Below are 24398 nucleotides of genomic sequence, written 5' to 3'. Positions count from 1 at the left end.
ATATGTGGGCTTTCCGCATATATTCATCCGTATCCCTCAAGTGGGCCGCAACCAGCGGCCAATTAAGGTGGCACCGCGAAGTATAAGCTTCGTCCTTCTGTTCTGTTCCCGTCTGGGAAACAGGATGAAGGACGAGGCTTTTTTGATTTAATTTATGTACCCAAAACTGTTGCAGGCTGAAAGGAGGTGATGGTCGTGGAAGACGGCTGGTGGCGTCAGCAATTAAGGATCGACAAATCACAACATCAAAGGAGAATGAACCATGAACAAGAACAAAGACATTATTTTAACCGGAGACCGGACAACCGGTCAGCTTCATCTCGGCCATTACGTGGGCAGCCTGCGCAGTCGGGTGCAATTGCAGGATGAGTACAAAACGTATATTTTACTGGCTGATGTACAGGCGCTCACGACCCACTATGATCAACCGGGGCTGATTGCAGACAGCGTACATCAAGTGACACTTGATTATCTTGCCGTAGGTATCGATCCCAATAAAGCCACTCTGTTCATCCAGTCGATGATTCCGGAAATTGCCGAGCTGACTGTCATTTTCTCCATGTTTATCACGGTGAACAGTCTTCGGCATAATCCCACGATTAAAAACGAAGCGCTTGACCGTGGCTATAAAGACCTCTATTACGGATTTCTCGGTTATCCCGTCAGTCAGGCTGCGGATATTGCGTTCTGCAAAGCAACCCTTGTTCCGGCAGGTGAAGACCAGATCCCACATATCGAAACAGCGCGGAAACTGGTACGGCGGTTCAATGAATTATATGCGCCAGTTCTGCCTGAACCACGTATTCTGACCGGAGAACGGCTGGGCGGACTGGATGGCGTGGGCAAAATGAGCAAAAGCATGGGCAACGCCATTTCGTTGAATGCTCATCCTGATGATGTGTATGCCAAGCTGTCCAGAGCGAAAACCGATCCTGCCCGCATTCATCGTTCTGACCCGGGGCATCCGGATATTTGTCCGGTGTTTGCCTATCACCAGCTGTTTCGAAAGGATGAAGCCGCTGAGATTCATGCGAGCTGCAGTGACGGCACCATTGGATGCAAGGACTGCAAGAAGATGGCGGGCAATGCAATTAACGAACTGCTCTCCCCTTTCCGTGAACGGCGAAATTACTATGAACAACGTGGGCATGAAGTGAAAGAAATCCTCGTGGAAGGCACACGTCAGGCCCGTCAGGCTGCACGTGAGACAATGCTTGAGGTTCGAGAAGCGATGGGGATACGTTATTTCGACTGACAGTATGAGAAGGCTTGTTCACGTTAACACTGCTGAGAACAGTATATTGGGAAAAGAGGTACCCTCAGCATGAAACCAACACAGCCTTCTTTTTTGCAAGCCATGATGTTAATAATGTTATCTGTCGGCCTGATCAGCCACGTCCTGATCATCCCTGCTCTTTTGTCTTCGGCCAAAAGAGATGCATGGATATCCGTTCTGTTGTCTGCAGGGCCCTATCTTATATTCACGCTGATGCTTGCGTTTGTCTCTCGTTTTCTCCAGCACCAAACCCTGCATGAATGGCTGACTTCCCATCTTGGCAAGCCTCTTGGCATGCTGTTTCGGGTGGGAAACAGCCTCTTTTTTCTGTCCGTAATCTACTTCACTCTGCATGATACCACCACTTGGGCCAAAACCAATTACCTGACGGAGACACCAGTATTGGTTACAAGCATTGCCCTGATGACTCTTTGTGCCTATGCAGCCTATAAAGGTATACGTTCTCTGGCATTTACAGCAGGATTGATCCTGCCACTGGTTGTGCTGCTTGGCTTCTATGTCGCAATCGTTAATTCACAATACAAAGATTACAGTCGTCTGCTGCCTGTGCTTGAACATGGCTGGCACCCTGTGCTTCATGGTACAGTCTACAGCCTTTCAGGCATGTTTGAGCTGCTGTTCATCTGGTACTTGCAGCCCCACCTCTCCAAGCGGATACGTGTATGGCAATACCTGATGCTCGCGTTCATTATTCTTGGGCTGACCCTTGGCCCGCTCATTGGGGCGATCGTGGAATTCGATCCTTTTGAAGCTGCCAAAATGCGATATCCCGCCTTTGAAGAATGGCGAATTGCCTCCTTGGGCAAATATATTGCCCAGACTGATTTCTTTTCCATCTACCAGTGGCTGGCCGGTTCTTTTACCCGGATTAGTCTGGCCATGTATATTGTAGTAGAAATTTGGAATATTAAGAGCGCCTCCAGAAGGATCATATGTTGTGCCACTCTTGGCGTCTTATTTATTCTTTCCATGCTGTATCCTCTGGATGATATGACATTCGAAAAGCTGCTTGTCCAATACATATTCCCGTTCAATCTCATGTATCTGAGCGGACTAGCGGTAGTTGCAACAGCCGTTGCATACATCAGTTCACGCCATCAGAGGAGGAAACATCATGGAGCACCAAACGATTGACACCACGTCCCATGAAACACTGCTTGCCTCTTTCGAAGAGCAGTTCAATCCCTGCGCAGATGTTGTTATTCAGACCTTTCCTGCCAAAGATGAAACCGATATGTCGGTGATTATGATCTACTGCGACGGTTTGGTGGATGGCAAACAAATCAACCAGTTTATTATCCCACGTCTGGAACAGCATTCTCTGTTCATAGAAGAAGCACATCCCAAAGAATTGGGATTAACCTTGAATCCGGTGGATGATCTCAAAGATACAGAAAATTTAAATCTGTTGATTTTTAGCGGACAATTACTGCTCATTTTCGGAAATGGTGATCAGTCCTGCAGTCTGGATATCGCGAGTATCCCAGGAAGAAACCCTGAGGAGTCGGCGATCGAGTCATCGATTAAAGGGCCTCGGGATGGGTTCACTGAAGAGCTGTCCGTGAATATCGGCCTCATTCGCAAACGAATGAAAACCTCTTCCATGTGTTATGAGAAATATGTTAAAGGCGGTCGTACCCAGACCTCTATTGGTCTGTTGTATGTCAAAGACATCATTAACCCGGATATTCTGAAAGAAGCACGCCAAAATCTCGACCAAATTGAAATCGATGGCCTTCTCGGTACCTCGATTATGGAACGGGCAATTATGGGGGGAATTCGCAGCATCTTCCCGCTCACGGATAATACGGAGCGACCCGATTATGTCGTGGACTCCCTTTTAAATGGGCGATTTGCGGTTCTCATTGAAGGTTCACCCGTAGCCATTATCGCTCCAACCACTCTGTTTAATCAGCTAAAGTCGCCAGAAGACGAGAGCACCCCTTTTTTCATTGTTACTTTTGAGCGAATTTTGCGCATTTCCGGATTACTGATTGCCTGCTTCTTTCCTGCCTTTTATATCGGCCTGACCAGTTTCAATGTGGAACAGATCCCCCTGCCTCTGCTCGCAACCATTTCAGGTACCCGGATGGGTCTACCTATGCCAGTAACGCTGGAAGCATTTCTAATGATATTTATGTTCGAGCTATTTAATGAAGCTGGCCGCCGACTCCCACGTGCCTTGGGACAGACCGTCAGCGTGGTCGGTGGGCTTATTATCGGAGATGCAGCTATTCGAGCAGGAATTACTTCCCCCACGATCATTGTCACGGTGGCGATCTCTGTGATCTCCAGCTATATTCTGGTAAATACCGTGCTTAGTGGAGCTACTGCTCAAGTCCGGATCGGAATGCTAGTCATTTCTTCCATTCTTGGGTTATTCGGTTTCATCATTGGACTGCTTGGTCTGCTGGTGCACCTTGTATCCTTGGAGTGTTATGGTGTCTCATACCTGTCACCCGTCTCTCCTTATATACCCGGCGACTTCACCCAAGCCGTATCCATGCCCCCTTCCATGAAACGGACCAAGCGCCCAGCTGTACTCCATACCCAGGATTCCACTCGCCGGAGGAAACGCTCGTGACAAGATGGATGGCTAAGGTTAGCTTGTTAATAAGCTGCTTTATCCTGTTGACCGGGTGCTGGGATTCCAAAGAGGTTCAGAGCATTAACTTTATCACGGCTGTAGGGATAGATTATGTAGACAACCATTACGTTGCTTATGCTCAACTTATTGATTTCTCCAATATTGCCAAGCAGGAAGGACCCACTTCAAGGCAAGCAAGTGATATCTGGATCGGGCGGGGTAAGGGTTCTACGCTGAGTATGGCTATTGATGACCTGTATCAAACGTCTCAGCAACAAACGCTGTGGACCCATGTAAAAGCGATTGTATTATCCAAAAATGTGTTGAATGGACGGCTGGAGGATATCTTCAATACACTGTTGCATTCCGGACAATTGAGATATACTCCCTGGCTATATGGTACAGAACAAAAAATTACAGATGTACTCGCTCCCTCTGCCCTGCTGAACCAATCCGCCCAGACCATCGAGCTGTTTGAACCGATGAAGCTGTACAAGCAACATTCCGGTTATGAACCCATCCGGCTTCATCAGCTCCTTGACGGATTTCGGGAGCCTGCTTCAGTTATTCTTTTGCCATCCATTACCAATCAGAACGAGACCTGGTATAACGGGGATAAAGCACCCCCGCTCATTAAAATGGATGGTTTTTACGTCATTACAAACGGTAAAAATCAAGGCAGGGTAACGGGCAAAGATGCTAATGGCACACGCTTCGTGAATTATGACCGCGTCTTTCAATATCCGTTGTACGTATACAGCAGCGGGAGCAAAACGCCGCAGCTAACGCTTAGGCTTAATAACCCCAAGACCACGATTAAGGCGAGGAAAGAAGGAAATGGTGTAACATTCGACCTGGTTACGTCGGTTAAAAGCGCCATCATCGAGGATCATAACTCTCACCTTTCTCCTCAAGTTATGGAAAAAGAGGCGGAGAAACAGATTGAGTCCGAAATTCGCAATACGTTTGAGAAAACCAAATCACGCAAGATTGATTCCTACGGTTTTGTGGAATATCTCTATCGCCATGACCTCCCCCTGTGGAGACAAGAGGTATATAAACGGGCAAATCCACTTGAGCGGTTTAAACTCGGTAAGGTCGAGGTTCATGTGAAAATCCTCAATGCCAGTACGTATAAATACGATGAGTAAAGCAAAAAGACGATCAGCAGCCTGCAGTTCATGCAAGGTTACGGGTCGTCTTTTTATTTCATAATTCACATGTTATCCCAGTGGAAACGCCATAACACTCATGAGTGCCAGTTCAGGCTGCGTTGTATCCAGACGACTGTACTGGACGATAACAGGAACATTGCTGGAGACGGTAATAGCATAGGGTACTCCCGTAGGGATAAGTTGCTCACCCGATCTCAGCGACGCTGTCCGGATATGCTTTGTTCTCCGTGCAGGTACCTCGGCCAAGATATCTTCAAGCGGTTCTCTGTCTTCAAAGTAGATCGTTATTTGCAGCTCTGCATCCACTGTGCCTGTATTTAATACACAGATGCTCTCGTGACTCTCCAGCGAGCCCGAGCTGTCCGGTGGAATATAACCATCGGGGATCACCCAGTAGGTGTGACCTGTCACTTTGGGAGATGTTTTATGTGCTGAAGTGTTCGTCTGATCCTGTGCCATAATAATTTCTCCTTTGCTAAGGCAATAATTAGTTAAACGCGCGGGTGGCTCGCGAGGCAGGCGCTTCGGTGGGCGGATCGGGCTGCGGGCCGCTGTTGGCTCGGGATTTCTTTTTCATTCCCCCTCAGCAGGGGAAATCCCGCTCCAAAGGCGGACGCTTCGCTCCCTCTGCTCCGATTCCGCCCTCCTTCGCCCCTCACCTCAAGTACATTTGCAGCGGCTGCAGTCGCAGCTCGCGGATGGCTTCCGCCACCTGCATGGCGAGGCGACGGGCACCGCGCTCCTGAAAATGCGTGTTATCCTCCATGCCTGCAGGAAAGGTCACGTACTCACCCGGCAGCACCCACATAAAATCCTCCTTGCTGCCTTCAATACCCGCTTGCTCGAACAGAATGCGGCTTCGCTCAGCCAGATCGATCAGCGGCACCCCTTCCTCCTCCGCCAGCTCACGCACGGCGATGATATAATCGCCATGCGTGTCGGTTAATGTGCCTTCATCAGCGAAGTAGCGCCGGTGCACCGGCGTCACGAGCACCGGACAAGCCTTGGCTTCGCGGGCAGCATCGATATACTTTTTCAAATATTCCTTATATGTTGTGAAAGGCTCCGTTCCCCGGTCAGGGTCCGGCTTCTCATCGTTGTGTCCAAATTGAATAAACAGAAAATCTTCCGGTTTAATCGTCTCCAGAATGGCATCCAATCTGCCTTCATTGATAAAGCTCCGGGAGCTGCGCCCAGACTGGGCATGATTATCTACAGCAACATCATGTTTGAACTGTGCGGGTAACAGCTGGCCCCAGCCGCAGTATGGATATCCACTTTCCGGCTGATCCGTCACGGTAGAATCACCAGCGAGAAACACAGTCATCGTCTGATTGGCAAGTGTGATCTCCAATGCATTAATCCGTGGCGCAGGACCGGAGAAGGATAGTCGGAGCTTACCTCCTCGAACCACAACCGAGAATCGAACCTCTGCACATTGCCCAGGAAGTGTACGAATGGTTGGCAGCATCAATCTGCCCTCTCCGGCTTTGACACGGGTGATCGTCTCCGCCAATTCATCCCCTGCAATTAACAAGACCTGATAGGTTCCATCGGGTACATCAACGATGAAAGATGCCTTAAGCGGAATGCAAAAGCCTGAACGTAATCGGGCAGACACATTGGCCTGCCCTTGTTTGCCGTTGTTTGCCCTACTGGAATCCGATCCTTCGTCTTCACTTATCCGTTGTTTCTCATACACAAGGGAGCCGGATTCAAAACCGTATTCTCCCTGTTCTTCATATGCAGTGCTGGCAGACACTTTCAAATAACCCTCAATCTCACCTGCACTGCCAGAGTCCGGTCCAAAATTGAACTTCCAATGGGTAACGGCCTCTTTATCGCCCTCTGCCGTTGCCTTAGAGACAACAGCCTGACTACCCTGGGCCTTATTCAATAGGAACAACCTCCTTATTCAACATGCTAATCCAGGTTTGAATCCAGTGGTTATCGTTTATCCTTTCAGTCCGCTGGTGCTCATGCCCTGTACAATTTGTTTCTGGAAAATAAAGAACACGGCTACAACCGGTACGAGACTCACAATGGACATCGCGAACATCGCTCCCCAGTTGGAGGCAGACTCACTGTCCAGGAACATTTTCAGCGCCATGGAGACCGTATATTTATCCGGCGAGTTCAGATACAGTACTGGTCCGAGCAAATCTTCCCATCTCCAGTAGAAGGAGAAGATCGCAGCCGTTGCGAGTGACGACTTGATGAGCGGCATAATAATCTGTACATACAGTCTGAACTTGTTACATCCATCAATGGTAGCCGCCTCATCCAGCTCTTTCGGAATTGTACGAATGAACTGAACCATCAGGAAGATAAAAAACGGCATCCCGAAGAACGTAGGTACAACAATCGGCAGAATGGTATTCAACCAGCCAAGCTTCGTGAAGATAATATATTGAGGTACGAGTACAACGTCATGCGGCAGCATCAGAGTCAACATCATCAGGGAGAACCAAAAGTTACGTCCTTTGAAATTGAGTCTGGCAAATCCAAAGGCGATCAGCGATGAGGATAACACGGCACCAATCGTAGAGATGACCACAATAACGAGCGAGTTGGTGATGTAATCCATAAACGGTCTTCCGCCTGCGCCTTTCCAGCCATCCGCGTAGTTACTCCAGATCCATTCCGTAGGGAACAAGGACTCGGCAGTTACGAAAATGGTACGACTTTCTTTGAATGAGCTGAAAAGCATCCATAGAACGGGATAAAGCATCAGGAGGGCCAAAGCTGCAACGAACAGGTGATAGATGGGCCATTTCACATTTCTCCAAACCATCGTTACTTCCCTCCTTCAGATTCATAAAACACCCAGAACTTGGATGTCAGGAACACCGCGACTGTGAGTATACCGATCATAATAAGCATGATCCAGGCCATGGCCGAAGCATAACCCATGTTGTTAAACATAAATGCCTGACGGAACAGATAAAGCGAGTAAAGCATCGTACCGTCCATTGGACCGCCCTCGCCTTTAGAGATGATATATGCAGGTACAAAGGTCATAAATGCACCGATCGTTTGCATAATCAGGTTGAACAGAATGATTGGACTGAGTAGCGGTAAGGTGATACCAAAAAATTTACGCACCGGGTTGGCTCCATCCACACCTGCTGCTTCGTACATCTCGGGAGAGATATTTTTCAGACCAGCGAGGAAAATAAGCATGGAAGATCCAAACTGCCAAACAGATAACGAGATCAGCATAACCAGAGACGCATTCGGGTCACCAAACCAGCTGATAGGCCCGATTCCGATTGCCGTTAATGCACTGTTGATGACACCCTCATTACTGAAAAGGTTACGCCACATTATCGATACGGCCACACTACCACCGATAATGGACGGCAGGTAGTACAAGGTACGATACGTTCCGACCATACGAGATCCCGTATTCAGAATCATGGCTACGAAAAGCGCGAAGACCAGCCTTAGAGGGACACCAATAAACACATACAAGAACGTTACTTTAACCGAATTCCAGTACTTCGGATCATCAAAGAACATTTTGGTGTAGTTGTCCAGCCCTATCCACCGTGGAGAGGTGAACAGGTTATAACTCGTAAACGACATGTATAAGGATACAAACATCGGAATCAGCGTAAAGCCCAGAAAACCGATGATGAAAGGACTAATAAAAGCATACCCGGTCAGGTTTCTGCGCAACGATGAATATTGCCTCAACGGAACGAACCTCCTTTATTGATCTGCTTGCTTCCCGCAGCCTTGCTGCGAGTTACTGACGGGGAAAGGCCCTCGCGTTATGCGAGTAGCCCTATTCCCGTCCATCCCGGTAATGGGATGAGCAAGCGATCATTCAACTGTTATTTATTGTTGGCAAGAACCGCCTCGGCATTTTTGCGGAATGTCGCTGCTGCTTGTTCCGGTGTCACCTTACCAAAGTTCAGTTCCTCCACAACGTCCGCCAGAGAAGCAATGACTTCCGGGGAACCTACCGGTGGTGGTGGACTCATTGGTGAAGCCTTAGGCTCCATGGACGCTACGAAATCAAATACCTGTTTCGTTGCATCACTCAACTCAGGAGCGATTGCTTCCTTGATTTTGCCGGAGATCGGCACACCGCGCTCGCCTTTGATCAGTTTGTTTGCTTCCACGTCATTCACCCAGAAATCGATGAATTTGGCCGCTTCTTCCTTCACTTTTGAGTTCGATGTTACAGCCCAGTACATACTTGGCTGCATATAAAGTCCTTTTTCCATGTCAGGACCAGGCATTGGTGCAAACGCTAACGGACGGTTGGCTACCTGCTGCAAGGCTACAAACTGGTTGGACCATTGCCATACGCCAATTCCTTTTTCCTTGACCAGATCGGATTCCTCGATAATACCTTTTGTCTGGTTCGCCACATCCGGTGAAGGCGCTGCGCCCTGTTCGATCATCCGGCGCATGAGTCCGAAGAACTCAACGAATAGTTTGTCGTCATCATAGCCAAGACCGGTTCCTTCAGCATTGTAGAGGGACAATCCTTTGGTACGCAGGAAATAGTGGAAAAAGATATCCGGCGCTACGCCCCCATCCAAAAAGAGTCCTTTGGCAGCCGTTTGTTTGCCAAGCTCTTCATACGATTCCCAAGTCATGTTTTCGGGAATAGCATCCACACCCGCTTTTTTGAGCAGAGCAGGATCATACTGGAAACCCAGTACGTTAACACCAGCAGGTACCCCATATTGTTTGCTGTTGATAACGCCTGTGCTGATTACGTTCTCGGATACATCGTCCACTTTAATCTGGTTTCCGAGGTACGGGGACAGATCTTCGAGCTGTCCATTCTGTGCATATTGGCTGATGTAGGAAATATCCATCTGAACAATGTCTGGCAGTTGATTCGCTGCAGCTTGTGGAGCGAGCTTTTTCCAGTAGTCATCGAACGAAGCATATTCCACGTCAATTTTGACGTTCGGGTTTTTCTCTTTGTACAAGTCAATGACCTTCTGTGTATATTCGTGACGTGCATCCGATCCCCACCATGCGATACGAAGTGTTACCGAACCATCCGCAGATGTTTCGCCCGATCCTCCGCTGCTGCTGCATGCCGTTGTTAATACCAGCAATGCCGCCATCATCAGAAATATTGCCTTTTTCACCATGCCAATCTCCCCTTTTATGTTGAAATGGTTGTGTGAACGAGTTACCTTTTATTTTATGATAACGCTTTCACGAACTTTATATTGTCATTTTCTCAAATGTCGGACCATAGTTGAATACACAAAACCGTCTTGTTGGTTCAAAAAACAGAGGAGGACAACTGCACCTCTATCAGCGCTGTTCGTCCCCCTCATATATCAACTCCATGTTCGTCAGTCAATTGTTATAAGCCAGTTCTACGAAATTCGGTAGGTGTCATGCCGGTCCACTTTTTGAACACCTGACTGAAATATTGTGAATTCCCTCCGAAGCCAAACAATTCGGCAAGCTCAAAAACCTTCACATCCCCGCCTCTGCGAATATGGTCGCAAGCACGCTCAATGCGTAAACGATTCACATAATTGGAGAAGTTTTCTCCCGTCACTTTTTTGAAAATCTTCCCGAGATAATCCGGATTCATATATAACATCTGATGGGCAACCCCGTTAAGAGAGAGATCAGCCTCGCCATAGTGTCGATCCACAATATCCATCATCTTCTCCACGGCAGAAGACTGACGGCTAATATGGTTTTTGTAATAACCGGAGGTTAACCGGGCTGCACTGCTGGCAACAAAGGATTTTAAGCCAGACAAGGTATCGATGTGGGGCAGCTCTGCCATCCGCTGGGTGAATTCCGTCGCCTCCTCAGGAGGACAGACATGAATCATTGCGGAATACAACTGCACCACATACGAACGAGTAATCCCAATTTCCAGCTGCTGACCGGACAAAAGCTCGAACAAGCGATCCACTTCAGCTGCAGCTTCTTCGGTATTGCCTGACTTAATCAACTGGCAGAGCTGCTCTGCATCTTGTTCAACATGTACACCGTCGCATTCGCCGGCCAGCTCCAGATCACTTTTGGTAATCAGCTTGCCTTCACCGATAAAAAAGCGGTGGTTCAGACATTGCAGTGCCTCACGGAACAGACGTCGGGACTGGATCATTCGATCTGCTTCACTGAGGGCAGCCGTAACTTCCAGTTTATATAGTCTGGTGAAAGCAGCCCGCACTTCCTCGATGCTCTTCTTCAGACCGACCGAATCGGCAGAGTCCCCCAGCAGAATTAACAGTTTGCCTTCAATGGTAGTGCTTAACAGAACATGGGGCAGCAGATCACTGGCAATATTTTTGATCGCAAATAAATGACTATAATCATGTTCATCTGCGATTCGGAACAGCAGCAGCCGAACTTCGTTATCCTCCAGCTCCAGGTCAAACAGCTCCTGATAATATTCCAAATCGACCGGACCATAGGTTTGGTTCGTCATAAACTCTAGCAGGAACTGCTCCTTCACATGTGGCAGCACCCGCTGCAGCCGCTGTTTCATCTCTCCGGCCACATGTTCCTTCACCTGGGCATCCTGGTGTTCCTGAAGCAACTCGGACAAGGCATCGTGAATCTGGTTCTCGTTACACGGTTTGAGTAGATAATGCTTTACTCCATATTGCATGGCCCGGCGAGCGTATTCGAACTCTTTGTAGCCAGACAACATGATGAAGCGGAGTCCAGGGTAAGCTTCGGATGCTTTTTCAATGAGTCCAAGACCATCAAGGCCTGGCATCGAAATATCCGTAATAATAATATCCGGTCTGGATTGACCGATTTTATCCAGCGCTTCAATACCGTTTCTCGCCGTATCCACCAGTTCCGTCCCCGCCGCAGCCCAATCCACGACTTGCGAAATTCCCTCCAGAATGACACGTTCATCATCTACGAGCATCACTTTGTACATCGTCATCGTCCTCTCTGATCCAAGGTATTCTGATCGATACTACGGTCCCTGATCCGGGATTGCTGCTCATGATCATTTCGCCTTCGTCGCCGAAGGTCAACCTGATCCGTTCCTTGATGTTTGACAGCCCGATCCCCTGTCCCCTCGTCTGTATGCGTCCCTCCTGCAATTGCTCCAAAAATTCGGCAGTCATGCCCGGGCCGTCGTCCTCCACCTCAATTACAACATGGTCTCCATCCGCTCTCGCCCTAATCCGAATTCGGCAAGGTTCTATGCTTGGCTCCAATGCATAATGAATGGCGTTCTCTACCAATGGCTGCAAGGTTAACTTCGGAATGCGGGCAGTTCCCACTTCGGGCGCAATGTCCATGTCAAAATCAAGTCTTTCCTCGAACCGCGTGTGCTGAATCGTCACATAACTGCGGACGATGTCCAGTTCCCTTTCCAAAGTAATCCACTTCTCGGACATGTTCACTGAGCTTCGCAGCAGAAATCCGAGGGCCTCAACCATTTCGGAGATTTGGTGCTGCTTCTGTACTTTGGCAAGCCAGTTGATTGATTCCAGTGTGTTATATAGAAAATGTGGATTAATCTGCGCCTGAAGCGCTTTCAATTCAGTCTCTCGTATCACAAGTTGCTTCGCATAATTCTCGTCAATGAGCTCGCGTATACGCTGTAACATCATCTTGAACGTGCGGTGCAGCAATCCAACCTCATTTTGTGAAGATATCGGGACATTGCCCAGCGCTGCTTCCTCCAGCTTATCCAGATCGCCTTTTTCGATATTGCGCATTTTCTTGATCAACTGGGCGATGGGTTGTGTAATGCTGCGAGAAAACTTGGCTCCAAATATAAGCGCCGCCAGAAATATCATGATAAAAATGACAGTTACCAGCTGTTTAACAAACTGGATCTGCTTAAACATCTGGTCAAAGGGCGTCATATACAGATACACCCAATCGGTATAGGGAGAATTTGCACGGGCGACAAAATTCCTTCCCTGCTCAAACATGGCTATCCCATAGGGTTGAGTGCGCTTCAGTTCAGACTCAATTTCAGATTTACTGACAGTCGACTCTGTTGGGTAGATTACTTCCCGGCCATCTGTAATTAATAGCTGTGAATCCTCTGCCGGGTGCTGCATCTGGTCCTGCACAATCCGATCCAGTCGTACACGAATAACGAGAGTTCCCAGCTTCTCCAGCGTGAACGCTCCACCGGTAAAAGACTTCACCTGTCTAACTGACAGTAGTCTGGCTTGTTGGTCGCCGCCCGTGTACCAGGCATTGGAGCCCGAATATTGTTGTGCCAGTGCAACTAATTCACTCTGCTTCGACTCCGAGATCCCCTCCCGGTTTCCAGCTGCCATAATATTATTATCATTATCGATAAAGATCATGGAATAGACGTATTTCTCCGAACCTGCATATGCGACCAATCGGTTGGTAATTTTTTTGCGCAGGCCATTTTGCTCATATCCCGTTTCGGCTTTTTCCAACTGAAGAAGGTATTGCTGGAGCGGCTCGTCAGACATGACTTTAAAGGATAGATTAGAGATTTCACGCAGCTGGTTCTCGATGCCTACCGAAGACATATTCAGCACCTGTGAGGACTTCTCATAGATCTGTCGGTCATAAATGCCGAACACATATCCCAGGACAGACACATAGAACGTGAAGCTGATCAGCATCAGTAATCCGATGAGAAGAATGGTTTTGTGATGAATCGGCAATGTCGTGAAAGCGTTCTTAATTTTTCTCATCCAAAGCGCTCCTTTGGCTCGCGAAGGGTGCTGCCATTCGATACTGTTTTCGATCTGCTGTAAGTTATTTTCATATTTACACATCCATGGTCAGATGACAAGTCATATTTATGCAACATTTTAGGTTATTCCCGAAGGGTGGTAGGTTTTATTTTAATGGAAATTATAGTAATTTATATATTAATAATTCCAAAGGAGGAAATATGAATTCTACCCATATACTTATTCTCATTATTTTGCTACTTTTTCTTTTCCTATCACTAAATGAAATCATTAAGTTTATAGCTCGCAAAGATAAAGAATCGCCCCCACCAGTAAACGTAAGACTTTGGCTTATTCCTTTGTTATCTCTACTGATCATTGTTCCTGTTGCTTTTTTCACAGTACTATATAGTTTGTTTTTTTATACTTTTGGGGGTATGAGTAATTCGTTATATTTTGAACAGATTGGTGATGGGATTATATTTTCTGTATTTATTTTAATTGGATTTATATTATTTGAAACGCTTATTCATCCTATTATCATTGCTGCCTTGAACTATGGTGTAATAAGACATGTTTCAGTTTATACCAGAAATTCTGTCACAATATTAATCGACGGTATCATTATTTATTTTTTGGGCTCTACCTTTGAAGGGGTATATATCCAAGATTTCTGGTCAGCTCTATCCATTTCAGTTTTATATCATATTATAGAATGGATATTCACTTGGATTCACCATCTTTTCAAAAAGAGGAAAACTAATATGACTTTATAATTTCATTCAGTCTCCCAAGTAAAAATGCTAAAGCCTTCCTAATTAGTAGGAAGGCTTTAGCATTTTTACTTAAATCCTTTTAAGTTCACAAACTTTATTTAATAAACTTTATTACATTTTATGGATTTACAAATACCGTTTTTAACTTGGCTACATACTGCACATCAAAGCCAAGACCCTCGGCGACCATGGCGAGAGGTACATACGTTTTGGATTCTGTGCCCACCTTGTTCAGGAATGCAGGTGTATCCACGGCTACGGATGCACCATTCACCTGAACAGCCGTTGCACCAATCTTCACGGCAACCTTGCGATCTCCGTATGTAATCGTTGCAGTTGATGTTTTATTATCCCATACCGTGGTTGCGCCAACAGCGTTCACGATATCCTGGATCGCCACAAAGTTTTTGCCATTGCGGATGATCGGTTTGTACGGCGTATCCAGCGTTTTACCGCTGACAATAATATTCATCGGCTGGCCTGCAGCAGGAGCAGTCAGCTTGGTGTAATCGCCCCAGATTGTTTCTGCGAATACTTTGGCAATCGCTTCATATCCGAACTGGTTCGGGTGGAAGTCGCGATCCTTAATCATGTGAGTCATCGTGCCTTCACCGCCAATAAACTCTTTGGCGACATGAGCCACTTTTACATCCATTCCTTTAGCAGCAAATTCAGTCGCAATTCCATCAATGGTCGCAGTAAACCCTTGGGAAGCTTCTATCAGTTTCGCATAGAGTGCTTTGCCAGCTACTTCAGGCATAGGTTGGTACTGGTCTGCAATTACAATTTTGGTATTAGGATTAATCTCATGAATATCATTGATAACTGCGCTAACATTAGCTGTATAAGAAGATAGCAATTCCTTCACTTTGGCTTCCAGTTCCGCGTCACTTAGCTTATCTGCTGAACCGAGCAACTCGGATACATCGTTCCCTCCGATTGTGATGGCAACCAGATTGGCTTCAGCTACACTCTCCCGGATGGCCGCAATATTGGCTCCAACTTGTGCCGCTCTTGGGTCAGGCAGGCTTGGTTGGATGGCCTCGGAAGTGAGCGCTTTCCCTTCCTTGATCGCATCTACAAAGTTTTTCAATCCACTGCTCTTCAATCCGGCAATACCATAGTTGTCCACCTGAGTACGTCCGTGAAGCAGACCTTGTTCCTGCAACCGTTCTACATAACCATATGGCAATTCTTTGAGGTTCGGCTCATACCCTACGGTGATGGAGTCCCCCAATGTGACGAGGCGGAATTCCTTGGTTACCGCTACCGCATCTTTCTGTACAGGCAATGATGATGTTACGCTTCCTGCCGGTAACGCACTACTATCCGCAGCATGAGCAGACTGTGCGGATGATGCCAAAATCAGCATGCCTGCCAGCATACTTGCCGTTAATCCCGCGGCGGTACTTCTCCATATGCGTTTACGCTTCATTCTTAGAACACTCCTTTTTCTTGTATCTATAAAATAAAAAAATACTTACATTTACACTGTTCACTCCGATGACAGAAGTTCGTGTAACTCTATTCTAACATTATTAAAGGGGCGCTGTCGTCTTCACGAAAAAGTAGGCGCTCACCCTGTACGTGTGAAATAGGCTACCCCGTAAGTAAGTTCTCCCCTCTGATCGTCGTCGCTGGTCCCCAAGCTAACGAACAAAAGAAGCTTCCCGCCATATTCATGACTACTGGAAGCCCCTTCGATTAACACCAATAAAAATGCTATCCTGTCAAGACCTCGGTTTCTCCGACTCTCCAGAATCTGAATCAATCGGATCGGTATCCGATTTGTTCCCGGCAGGCCGCTCAAGGTAGCGATCGTAGCGATCATCCACCTCACGTGCCATGTCCCGGTACTTCAACGTTTCTTCGACAATCGGGTCCCGTTCTGTCTGAATGCGAACCTCGTACTTGGGAGGAATCAGCTGACGTTCACGTTTGTCAGCATCGCCGGACTCCTCCATGTCCCCTTCAGTCAGCATATCACTCAAACGTCGTTCCAGTTCTTTGGATTCATCCATTGTTGTTCGCTCCTTCAGTAAATTTTTACTCCAGACCTGTTGCGTTTGCTTTCTTCAGCACATCTGTCAGTGCATCATGAATCTTGCCATTGCTGGCAACCACATGACTCACGGACAGTTGGTAAGGCGTTCCCACGGTATCGGTAACCTTGCCGCCGGATTCCTCAACCAGCAGTGCACCTGCCGCGATATCCCAAGGCTTCAGACCAACTTCGGTATAAGCGCTGAGGCGCCCCGCTGCAACATATGCCAAGTGCAGGGCGGCAGAACCACCTGCACGCAGGCTGCGTACTTGCGGTGCCAGTGCCTGAACAGCGGCCATATTGATTGGCAGCGCGTAGGTTGTATCCGCCGGGAAGCCAACCGCGATCAGGCTCTGAGCCAGTTCCTGTTCACCCGATACAAGCATCCGGTTTCCGTGCACGTAAGCGCCTTTTCCTTTTTCCGCAACAAACATCTCGTCACGGGAAGGATCGTAGATTACTCCAACAATCACCTCACCGTTATGAGCCAAAGCGATGGATACCGAATAGAACGGAAAACCGTGCACAAAGTTCGTCGTTCCGTCCACCGGGTCCACAATCCAGAGAAACTCTTCTTCCTCAGCTTCTTTCAGTGCCTTCGCTGATGCTTCCGGTCCTGGTTCCACGCCTTCTTCACCCAGAATGGCATGATGGGGAAAATGCGTCAGAATCAGGCGGCGGATCATCTGCTCTGCACCTTTATCCACTTCAGTAACGAGATCCTGCGGCGAATACTTGGTTCCAGGCTCCCCCACCGTTCCGAGACGGCTCTTGATCCACTCTCCAGCTTTGGAAGCTGCATTAATGGCGACGGCAGTATAGCTTTTGCTTGTCACGACATAAGGTGTTTTTTCCTTCTCATTCAAAGCGTTCACTCTACTTTCTATATCAATCTACGAAAAATTAAAATACTTGTTAAAAGTATACGCCCCAAGGGTCGTAAAGTTTCTCGTTGCCCAGGCCCCTTTTGGCGCTACGGATGAATGATAACCGTCGATTCGTCCACCCACTCCACACCCTCTTCGTGATAGAATGCTAGTTTCTGCATTAACTGCACCAGAGCTTCATCCTTGCGCTTGGCCTCAATCATCACATCAAGGGCGGGTGTATCGGCTGCAATATGACGTAAAAAAGCGAGCATCGGCTCCACCTCAACACCGTCAGCATGACCACGCAGGTCCTTCTCACTCTTTGGACTGGAGACGTGAATTTTGGGAGGCAACGGCTTGTCTGCCGGTGAATCCGCTTGAGCCAGCGGAGACTCCCACGTCTTCAATATATCCGGCCAAAGATCCCACGGCTGTTCGCCTTCATTGTTCACCCATTGATGGTGGATATCCAGCACCATAGGCAGCCCCACACGTTGACAGACCGCAAGTGTCTCGGGTGCATTGAACGTTTTGTCATCATTTTCAAGCGTCATCCGTTCCTGAATATCCCGATCCAGCTTCAGAAAATTTTCTTCAAAACGCAGCGCTGCACTAGGCTTGTCCCCGTATGCACCACCAATATGTATATTGTTCTTGGCAGTAGCATTCAGACCCATGGCATCCAGCATGCGTACATGATGACGAAGGTCGCGCATGGAGTTGCGCAGCACTTCCTCCCGCGGCGTGCTGAGTACCGTAAAATGATCCGGGTGGAAAGATACACGCATCTCGTTCTCCTTCACAAAATCGCCAATCGCGGCAAAATCCTGCTTGAGCGCGGGAAACGGGTCCCAATCACTGAGATCCTCATGCGTTGCCAGCGGGATTAATTTGGAGGAGAAACGATATACATGAATATGGCTTCCTTTGTTATGTCTGAGCAAACGTAATGTATTATGCAAATTCTCGGCTGCAATCCGTTCAAGCTTGCGAATTGCTGCTTCCCTATCATCAATTTTCTTAAAGCTGGACATGGTCATCGTCCGGGAAGGTGAAGCATTCTCCACAAGCACAGACATCGCCACATAGCCAAAACGTACGAGCATGAATTTCTTCCTCTCTATTAGGGCGGGATTCCTTCCCGACATATGAAGCCGGCAGTCTTCCCTTCACTTTATATAACCAAGTTTTACCCTAAAAGAGTGACCATAATCGTGATTTGGGCAAATCCGTCTATTCGTCCCGGTCGACATGTAACAAACTAGCCCTGTGCCTGTTCACCAAAGAACATCTCGTCCGCGAGAGCCGTCTGAATGCGTGATTCTTCCTCGTTCAGTTTACGGATCAATTGCATCTCCACTTCGGTCACTTCTTGACCCTGGAAGTTAATCTCCGCAATGGAGACTACGATTTTTACGATGGCTACGGCCACGTTATCCGGTGTGTAAGCAATGACTTTCTGTCCGGTAGGAAATACACGAAAGCCTTGTTTGACCATTTTGCCACGGCCGTATTCAAGCAATTCAAACAGCTCTTGTTCATTCTTGAACTTGCACACGGAATTGAATTCGGTCTGAAATCCCATTCATACCCCTCCTTATAATGTCGTCCCCAGGCTACGCCTGTACGCCGTTCTCGTAGTTCAACGCCTGCTTGCGATTGTAGCGCTCCAAAGCCAGCTCAATCATGCGATCCAGCAGTTCGGCATACGATACGCCAGTCTCACGCCACAAGAGCGGATACATGCTGTATGGTGTGAAACCAGGCATGGTGTTTACTTCATTAATAAGTAATGCCCCATCCGATTTGCGAATGAAGAAGTCTGCACGGGAAATGCCATTGCCTTCAATCGCACGGAATGCCTGCAAGGCGGCCTCACGGATGCGATCTGCTGCTTCCGGGTCGAGCGGAGCAGGGATCAGCATCTGAGACTGTCCATCGATGTATTTGGCTGCATAGTCATAATATTCACCGGAAGATACGATTTCTCCTGGTACGGAAGCCATCGGCTCGTCATTACCGAGCACACTGACTTCAACTTCACGCGCCTCTACAAACTCCTCAATGACAACCTTCGTATCGTAACGGAGAGCGAACTCCACGGCTTTCTTCAGTTCATCCCGGTTACGCGCCTTCGAGATTCCTACACTGGAACCGAGATTGGCTGGTTTAATGAAACACGGATAGCCCAGTTGATCCTCCACCTGCAAGATCATTTCATACTCAGTCTGCTTCCATTGAGTAGCGTTAAAATACGTAAAGGCACATTGATCGATTCCGGCCTGCGCAAACAGCTTCTTCATGACCACTTTGTCCATACCGCCTGCCGAAGCCAGTACACCTGCGCCAACATAAGGCATATCCGCCATCTCGAACATCCCTTGAATCGTGCCATCCTCACCGAACGTACCGTGCAGCAGCGGGAACATGACGTCCAGCGCCTCTTCTCCGCCATATAAACGGCCGAACAGCGCGTTCAGCGCTTCCTGGGTTCCGCCCGCCGCCTGCTCCAGCTTCAAATCTTCAATCTGCGCGAATGGCGCGTGCATGACAGATCCTTTTTTCCACGTACCCTGCTTGGAGATATAAAAAGGAACCAGTTCATACTTCTCATAATCAAATGCGTTCGTTACAGCAAACGCCGTTTGCAGCGACACCTCATGCTCGCCTGACTTCCCGCCGTAAACGACGCCTACTGTTAATTTATCCATACTCATGCGTAACCTCCGATTATCTGTGCAATGATGCTGCCTGCCATGTCTGCATGTTCAGCACCACTTTTTATTCTGTTATCTAGACTTATTTTACACGGAACCAGACGTCCACGTCACCGAATCCCGTAAAATCGTTGACCCTCAAAACTCATCTGCAATATGAAAAAGCCGGTACACCGTCCGCTCGTTCCAAGCGTAAGAATCCCGGTAATCCCAAAAACGGTGGCGGCTGCTGACCGTATGTGCGTTCACAAGCGGCATACCTCCCGCATCAAAAGCGGTCACAACGGTGCTGTGCTGAAACCTGCCGTCCCCGTCCCAATCGTAAAGAATTACATCTCCGAGCATTAACTGCTCTGGACGATCCACTTCGGTTGCTGACAATCCCCAGCTGCTGCCGGATAAATAACGCTCCAGACTGTTGGACACAGCCCAGCTGTAACTCCACATTTCAGAGCCATTGACATAGCCTTTGTACCACCATCCTGCTTCTCTTTTACCAGTATAGTGGATGGGTGCTCCCCCTGCAAAGAGACATTGGGACACATAATTGGTGCAATCGACATCGAATTCCTCAAATGCCGGGTTTCCCGCATTCCACCACCGGTCCGCATAGGCGACAGCCAGATCCCTGCGATACAGCTGCTGCCTCGATCTCCTGCCCTGTCCCAGCACTTCTCGATTAAGCAGCGGCCGATTTATCGCCTGTACAAAATCAGCTTGTTGAAAAGGGCGGCCCTCTCCTACCGGGCGACGCTCCGGCACTTCACGTTCCACACGCGCAATGGTCCAAACTCCACCTTGCCTAAGAAAAGTCAGGCGTTCCCGCTCAATCCGGTCTTCCCGATGGGTCAAACCGTTCTTCTCATAGAACAGCCTGCTGTACAATTGCACATCCACTACTGATTCATCGGCCCCATCCATAAGTGTCCGCACAAGCTTGGCGCTGGTCTCACTGCGAAGAGGCACGGCCCGCCGCTTGCGGTACCATTGATCCAGTCTGGCCATCCGCTCTCCCCGTTCCAGCACAAATTCCGGATCGGTGACAATCCGTTCGCTTGTCTGTGGACGATAATCGATCTCACAGCGATTATACTGGTTCACGTAGGTATATAAGGCACTCTTCCATTCGCGTTCCAAGCCTGTGTCCCCCTTTGGCATGAGTTCTGTCCGGAATGATCCATTGCATGAAAATCTCCTTTATATTTATATGAGAGAATTTCGGTTGTATGTGTCTGGTTCTGTTTTGAAACCTTATTATCAGGGATAATACGCACGGAAGAGATCGCGTCCATTCCCTTTACTTGAGAACGCATTCAATCTCAATAATAGCTTGGCTGGACAGGCAAAAAGCCCTTTACGTACGGAGCTGAAAACGTTATACTTAAAACTAAAGTTACGATTATGAAATTACGTTTCACCTAATGAAACTAACGAACAAGGACACGGAACGATGAAGGCCTGTTCTTCACCTAAATGAACGTTTTCTTCATCTCACCGACACATTTTAAGGAGGTACATGTATGTCAGCCAAGAATCATTTCTCCGCGGCCCGCAGTCTTGAGGTCGGAGGCAAGTCTTATCGCTACTACAGTTTAGATGCTCTTCAGGAAGGCGGCTACGGCGACCTTTCCAAGCTTCCTTTCTCCATTAAAGTGCTGCTCGAAGCAGCTATTCGTCAATTCGACGGACGTGCTATTACCGAAGAACATGTAAAACAACTGACTGGCTGGGCAGAAGGCCGTGACAATAACAAAGAAATTCCATTTATCCCTGCACGTATCGTTCTGCAGGATTTCACCGGTGTACCCGTGGTCGTTGACCTTGCAGCAATGCGCGATACCGTGAAAAAAGCAGGCGGCGATCCAAAACAGATCAACCCACTCGTACCTGTCGATCTCGTTATCGACCACTCCGTAATGGTTGATGCGTTCGGAACGAACGATGCACTCGACTACAACATCAAGGTTGAATTCGAGCGTAACGAAGAGCGTTACCGCTTCTTGCGCTGGGCGCAAACGGCATTCAACAACTTCCGTGCAGTACCACCATCCACAGGGATTGTTCACCAAGTTAACCTGGAGTACCTGGCTTCAGTGGCTGCAACCAAAACCATTGACGGCGAAACTGTTGTATTCCCGGATTCCCTCGTAGGAACGGACTCCCACACCACCATGATCAACGGACTCGGCGTTGTTGGTTGGGGTGTTGGCGGTATCGAGGCTGAAGCAGGTATGCTGGGCCAACCGCTTTATTTTGTTACACCGGACGTTATCGGTTTCAAATTGACAGGCAGCCTGAGCGAAGGCGCAACCGCAACGGATCTGGCACTGACAGTTACCCAAATGCTGCGTAAAAAAGGCGTTGTCGGTAAATTTGTCGAGTTCTACGGACCGGGTCTTGGCAACATCAGCCTGGCTGACCGTGCAACAGTAGCCAACATGGCTCCAGAGTACGGCGCAACAATTGGTTTCTTCCCTGTTGACAGCGAAACACTGAACTATATGCGTAATACCGGTCGTACCGACGAACAGGTAAATCTGGTTGAAGCTTATTACAAAGCTCAAAACATGTTCCGTACTGCGGATACAGTTGATCCTGAGTTTACAGACGTGATCGAACTGGATCTGGCATCCGTTGTTCCAAGTCTTGCCGGACCAAAACGTCCACAGGATCGCATCGAGCTGACTCAAATGAAAGAAGGCTTCAACAGCATTATCCGTACGCCGATCGACAAAGGCGGCTATGGTCTGAGCGACGAGAAAATCGCTGAGAAAGTGCCTGTGAAACACCCTGACGGTTCAACTAGTGAACTGAGTGCTGGTGCTGTCGTTATCGCGGCAATCACTAGCTGCACCAATACATCCAACCCTAGCGTTATGGTCGGAGCGGGTCTGCTTGCGAAAAAAGCTGTTGAACGTGGCCTGACTAAACCTGGCTATGTGAAAAGCAGCTTGACTCCAGGTTCCCTCGTTGTTACCGAGTATCTGGAAAAAGCAGGTCTGATCGAATATCTCGACAAACTCGGATTTAACGTTGCCGGCTATGGTTGCGCAACTTGCATCGGTAACTCTGGCCCACTGCCAGACGAAGTAAGTGAAGCAATTGCCGAGAATGATATGACCGTAGCGGCTGTATTGTCCGGTAACCGTAACTTTGAAGGTCGTGTGCACGCGCAGGTCAAAGCCAACTATCTGGCTTCTCCGCCACTCGTTGTGGCGTACGCTCTCGCGGGTACCGTTAATATTGATTTTGCAACCGATCCAATCGGTTATGATACCAACAACGAACCTGTATTCCTGAAAGACCTCTGGCCTAGCTCCGAGGAAATCAAGGATACCATCGCTAGCTCGCTGAACGCACAGATGTTCCGCAACAAATACGAGAACGTATTTACAGCTAACGAACGTTGGAATACGATCCCTGTACCGGAAGGCGAATTGTATGAGTGGGATCCAAATTCCACGTACATTCAGAATCCACCATTCTTCCAGGAGCTTGGCGACAAGTTGACGGATATTGCAGATATTCGTTCCGCACGTGTAATGGCATTGCTGGGTGACTCCGTAACAACGGACCACATCTCACCAGCAGGTAACATTGCTCCGTCCAGCCCGGCTGGATTGTATCTGAAAGAACATGGCGTAGAGCGCAAAGACTTCAACTCCTACGGTTCACGCCGTGGTAACCATGAAGTTATGATGCGTGGTACATTTGCAAACATTCGTATTCGTAACCAAGTGGCTCCAGGTACTGAGGGTGGTATTACGAAATACCTGCCAACAGACGAAGAAATGTCCATCTACGATGCTTCCATGAAGTATCAGGACGAAGGACAGAACCTGATCGTTATCGCAGGTAAAGAGTATGGCACAGGAAGCTCGCGTGACTGGGCAGCAAAAGGAACATTCCTGCTTGGTGTCAAAGCCGTTATCGCAGAAAGCTTCGAGCGCATTCACCGCAGTAACCTGGTGGGCATGGGCGTAATGCCATTGCAATTCCAGGAAGGTCATGGCTGGTCCAGCCTCGGTCTGAACGGTCGTGAAACATATGACATCACAGGTCTGAGCAATGATGTGAAACCAGGACAAGAACTGACGGTTACCGTAACTCGTGAGGACGGTACCAAGTTCGACTTCCCTGTTATCGCTCGTCTGGACAGCATGGTTGATGTGGACTACTACCATAACGGCGGTATCCTGCAAACCGTATTGCGTCAAATGATGAAAAAATCTTAATCGCATTTATATTTTATGCAATTAAGTTATACAAAAAGCTCCCCGCCACGTGCGCT

Annotated in this window: 20 protein-coding genes and 1 other annotated feature (1 of these 21 running past the window's edge); of the genes, 6 read left to right on the top strand and 14 right to left on the bottom strand. The window is 48.2% G+C overall.

Annotation, left to right across the window (positions count from 1 at the left end; genetic code table 11):
- Nucleotides 1-100 (top strand) — a binding site (T-box leader); it begins 203 nt to the left of the window's first position.
- Nucleotides 101-262: 162 nt separating this feature from the next.
- The 4 genes from trpS (at nt 263) to BMY78_RS26605 (ending at nt 5035) form a co-directional block, all read left to right on the top strand.
- Complete coding sequence (gene trpS / locus BMY78_RS26620; RefSeq protein ID WP_090904317.1) at nt 263-1255, top strand: tryptophan--tRNA ligase; 993 nt, start codon at nt 263-265, stop codon at nt 1253-1255.
- A gap of 69 nt (nt 1256-1324) precedes the next feature.
- A complete protein-coding gene (locus BMY78_RS26615) occupies nt 1325-2431 on the top strand; it encodes a GerAB/ArcD/ProY family transporter (RefSeq protein WP_090904316.1) in 1107 nt (368 codons plus the stop codon).
- Complete coding sequence (locus tag BMY78_RS26610; protein ID WP_090904315.1) at nt 2412-3881, top strand: spore germination protein; 1470 nt, start codon at nt 2412-2414, stop codon at nt 3879-3881. Before BMY78_RS26615 ends, BMY78_RS26610 begins: the two co-directional genes overlap by 20 nt.
- Nucleotides 3878-5035 (top strand): Ger(x)C family spore germination protein, encoded by a 1158-nt coding sequence (locus tag BMY78_RS26605; RefSeq protein WP_090904314.1) that lies wholly within the window; start codon nt 3878-3880, stop codon nt 5033-5035. Before BMY78_RS26610 ends, BMY78_RS26605 begins: the two co-directional genes overlap by 4 nt.
- 72 nt (nt 5036-5107) lie before the next feature.
- Here BMY78_RS26605 and BMY78_RS26600 read toward each other — a convergent pair whose 3' ends face one another.
- From BMY78_RS26600 to BMY78_RS26570, 7 genes are all read right to left on the bottom strand, one after another.
- Nucleotides 5108-5518 carry a sensory rhodopsin transducer gene (locus BMY78_RS26600; RefSeq protein WP_090904313.1) on the bottom strand — a complete coding sequence of 137 codons (411 nt, stop codon included), beginning with the start codon at nt 5516-5518 and terminating at the stop codon, nt 5108-5110.
- 196 nt (nt 5519-5714) lie between these two features.
- Nucleotides 5715-6839: a rhamnogalacturonan acetylesterase gene (locus BMY78_RS26595; RefSeq protein ID WP_371129196.1), complete on the bottom strand. Its 1125-nt coding sequence runs from the start codon at nt 6837-6839 to the stop codon at nt 5715-5717.
- Between the two features lie 174 nt (nt 6840-7013).
- On the bottom strand, nt 7014-7853 hold the full coding sequence (locus BMY78_RS26590) for a carbohydrate ABC transporter permease (RefSeq protein WP_024633028.1): 840 nt from the start codon (nt 7851-7853) through the stop codon (nt 7014-7016).
- Between the two features lie 2 nt (nt 7854-7855).
- Entirely contained in the window at nt 7856-8758 is a 903-nt protein-coding gene (locus tag BMY78_RS26585) for a carbohydrate ABC transporter permease (RefSeq protein ID WP_076292266.1), read from the bottom strand.
- Between the two features lie 140 nt (nt 8759-8898).
- Nucleotides 8899-10182, bottom strand: a complete 1284-nt coding sequence (locus BMY78_RS26580) for an ABC transporter substrate-binding protein (RefSeq protein ID WP_090904312.1) — start codon at nt 10180-10182, stop codon at nt 8899-8901.
- 221 nt (nt 10183-10403) lie between these two features.
- Complete coding sequence (locus BMY78_RS26575; RefSeq protein WP_090904311.1) at nt 10404-11957, bottom strand: response regulator transcription factor; 1554 nt, start codon at nt 11955-11957, stop codon at nt 10404-10406.
- Nucleotides 11932-13719 carry a sensor histidine kinase gene (locus BMY78_RS26570; RefSeq protein ID WP_090904310.1) on the bottom strand — a complete coding sequence of 596 codons (1788 nt, stop codon included), beginning with the start codon at nt 13717-13719 and terminating at the stop codon, nt 11932-11934. Before BMY78_RS26570 ends, BMY78_RS26575 begins: the two co-directional genes overlap by 26 nt.
- Before the next feature lie 203 nt (nt 13720-13922).
- On the opposite strand from BMY78_RS26570, the gene BMY78_RS26565 reads away from it, so the two are divergent.
- Nucleotides 13923-14477 carry a hypothetical protein gene (locus BMY78_RS26565; RefSeq protein WP_090904309.1) on the top strand — a complete coding sequence of 185 codons (555 nt, stop codon included), beginning with the start codon at nt 13923-13925 and terminating at the stop codon, nt 14475-14477.
- A 118-nt stretch (nt 14478-14595) separates the two neighbouring features.
- On the opposite strand, the gene BMY78_RS26560 is transcribed toward BMY78_RS26565, so the two are convergent.
- The 7 genes from BMY78_RS26560 to BMY78_RS26530 all read right to left on the bottom strand — a co-directional run bounded on the left by BMY78_RS26560 (nt 14596) and on the right by BMY78_RS26530 (nt 21265).
- Nucleotides 14596-15912: an SGNH/GDSL hydrolase family protein gene (locus BMY78_RS26560; RefSeq protein WP_090904308.1), complete on the bottom strand. Its 1317-nt coding sequence runs from the start codon at nt 15910-15912 to the stop codon at nt 14596-14598.
- 295 nt (nt 15913-16207) lie between these two features.
- Nucleotides 16208-16498, bottom strand: coding sequence for a hypothetical protein (locus BMY78_RS26555; RefSeq protein WP_090904307.1), 291 nt, complete (start codon nt 16496-16498; stop codon nt 16208-16210).
- A gap of 25 nt (nt 16499-16523) precedes the next feature.
- Nucleotides 16524-17387, bottom strand: a complete 864-nt coding sequence (locus BMY78_RS26550; RefSeq protein ID WP_371129194.1) for an inositol monophosphatase family protein — start codon at nt 17385-17387, stop codon at nt 16524-16526.
- Nucleotides 17388-17494: 107 nt separating this feature from the next.
- The gene (uvsE, locus tag BMY78_RS26545) at nt 17495-18496 is read right to left on the bottom strand and encodes a UV DNA damage repair endonuclease UvsE (protein WP_090904305.1); all 1002 of its coding nucleotides are present in this window, start codon (nt 18494-18496) and stop codon (nt 17495-17497) included.
- A 155-nt stretch (nt 18497-18651) separates the two neighbouring features.
- The gene (locus tag BMY78_RS26540) at nt 18652-18975 is read right to left on the bottom strand and encodes a hypothetical protein (RefSeq protein ID WP_053779624.1); all 324 of its coding nucleotides are present in this window, start codon (nt 18973-18975) and stop codon (nt 18652-18654) included.
- Nucleotides 18976-19006: 31 nt separating this feature from the next.
- Nucleotides 19007-20107 (bottom strand): D-alanine--D-alanine ligase, encoded by a 1101-nt coding sequence (locus tag BMY78_RS26535; RefSeq protein WP_090904304.1) that lies wholly within the window; start codon nt 20105-20107, stop codon nt 19007-19009.
- Between the two features lie 138 nt (nt 20108-20245).
- Nucleotides 20246-21265, bottom strand: coding sequence for an amidase domain-containing protein (locus tag BMY78_RS26530; RefSeq protein WP_090904303.1), 1020 nt, complete (start codon nt 21263-21265; stop codon nt 20246-20248).
- 362 nt (nt 21266-21627) lie between these two features.
- Between BMY78_RS26530 and acnA the strand changes: the two genes are divergently transcribed.
- Nucleotides 21628-24342: an aconitate hydratase AcnA gene (acnA, locus tag BMY78_RS26525; protein ID WP_090904302.1), complete on the top strand. Its 2715-nt coding sequence runs from the start codon at nt 21628-21630 to the stop codon at nt 24340-24342.
- Nucleotides 24343-24398: the final 56 nt, after the last annotated feature.

Source organism: Paenibacillus sp. OK076 (assembly GCF_900110055.1).
Taxonomy (GTDB): domain Bacteria; phylum Bacillota; class Bacilli; order Paenibacillales; family Paenibacillaceae; genus Paenibacillus.
This window is presented reverse-complemented; position numbering and strand designations above follow the sequence as displayed.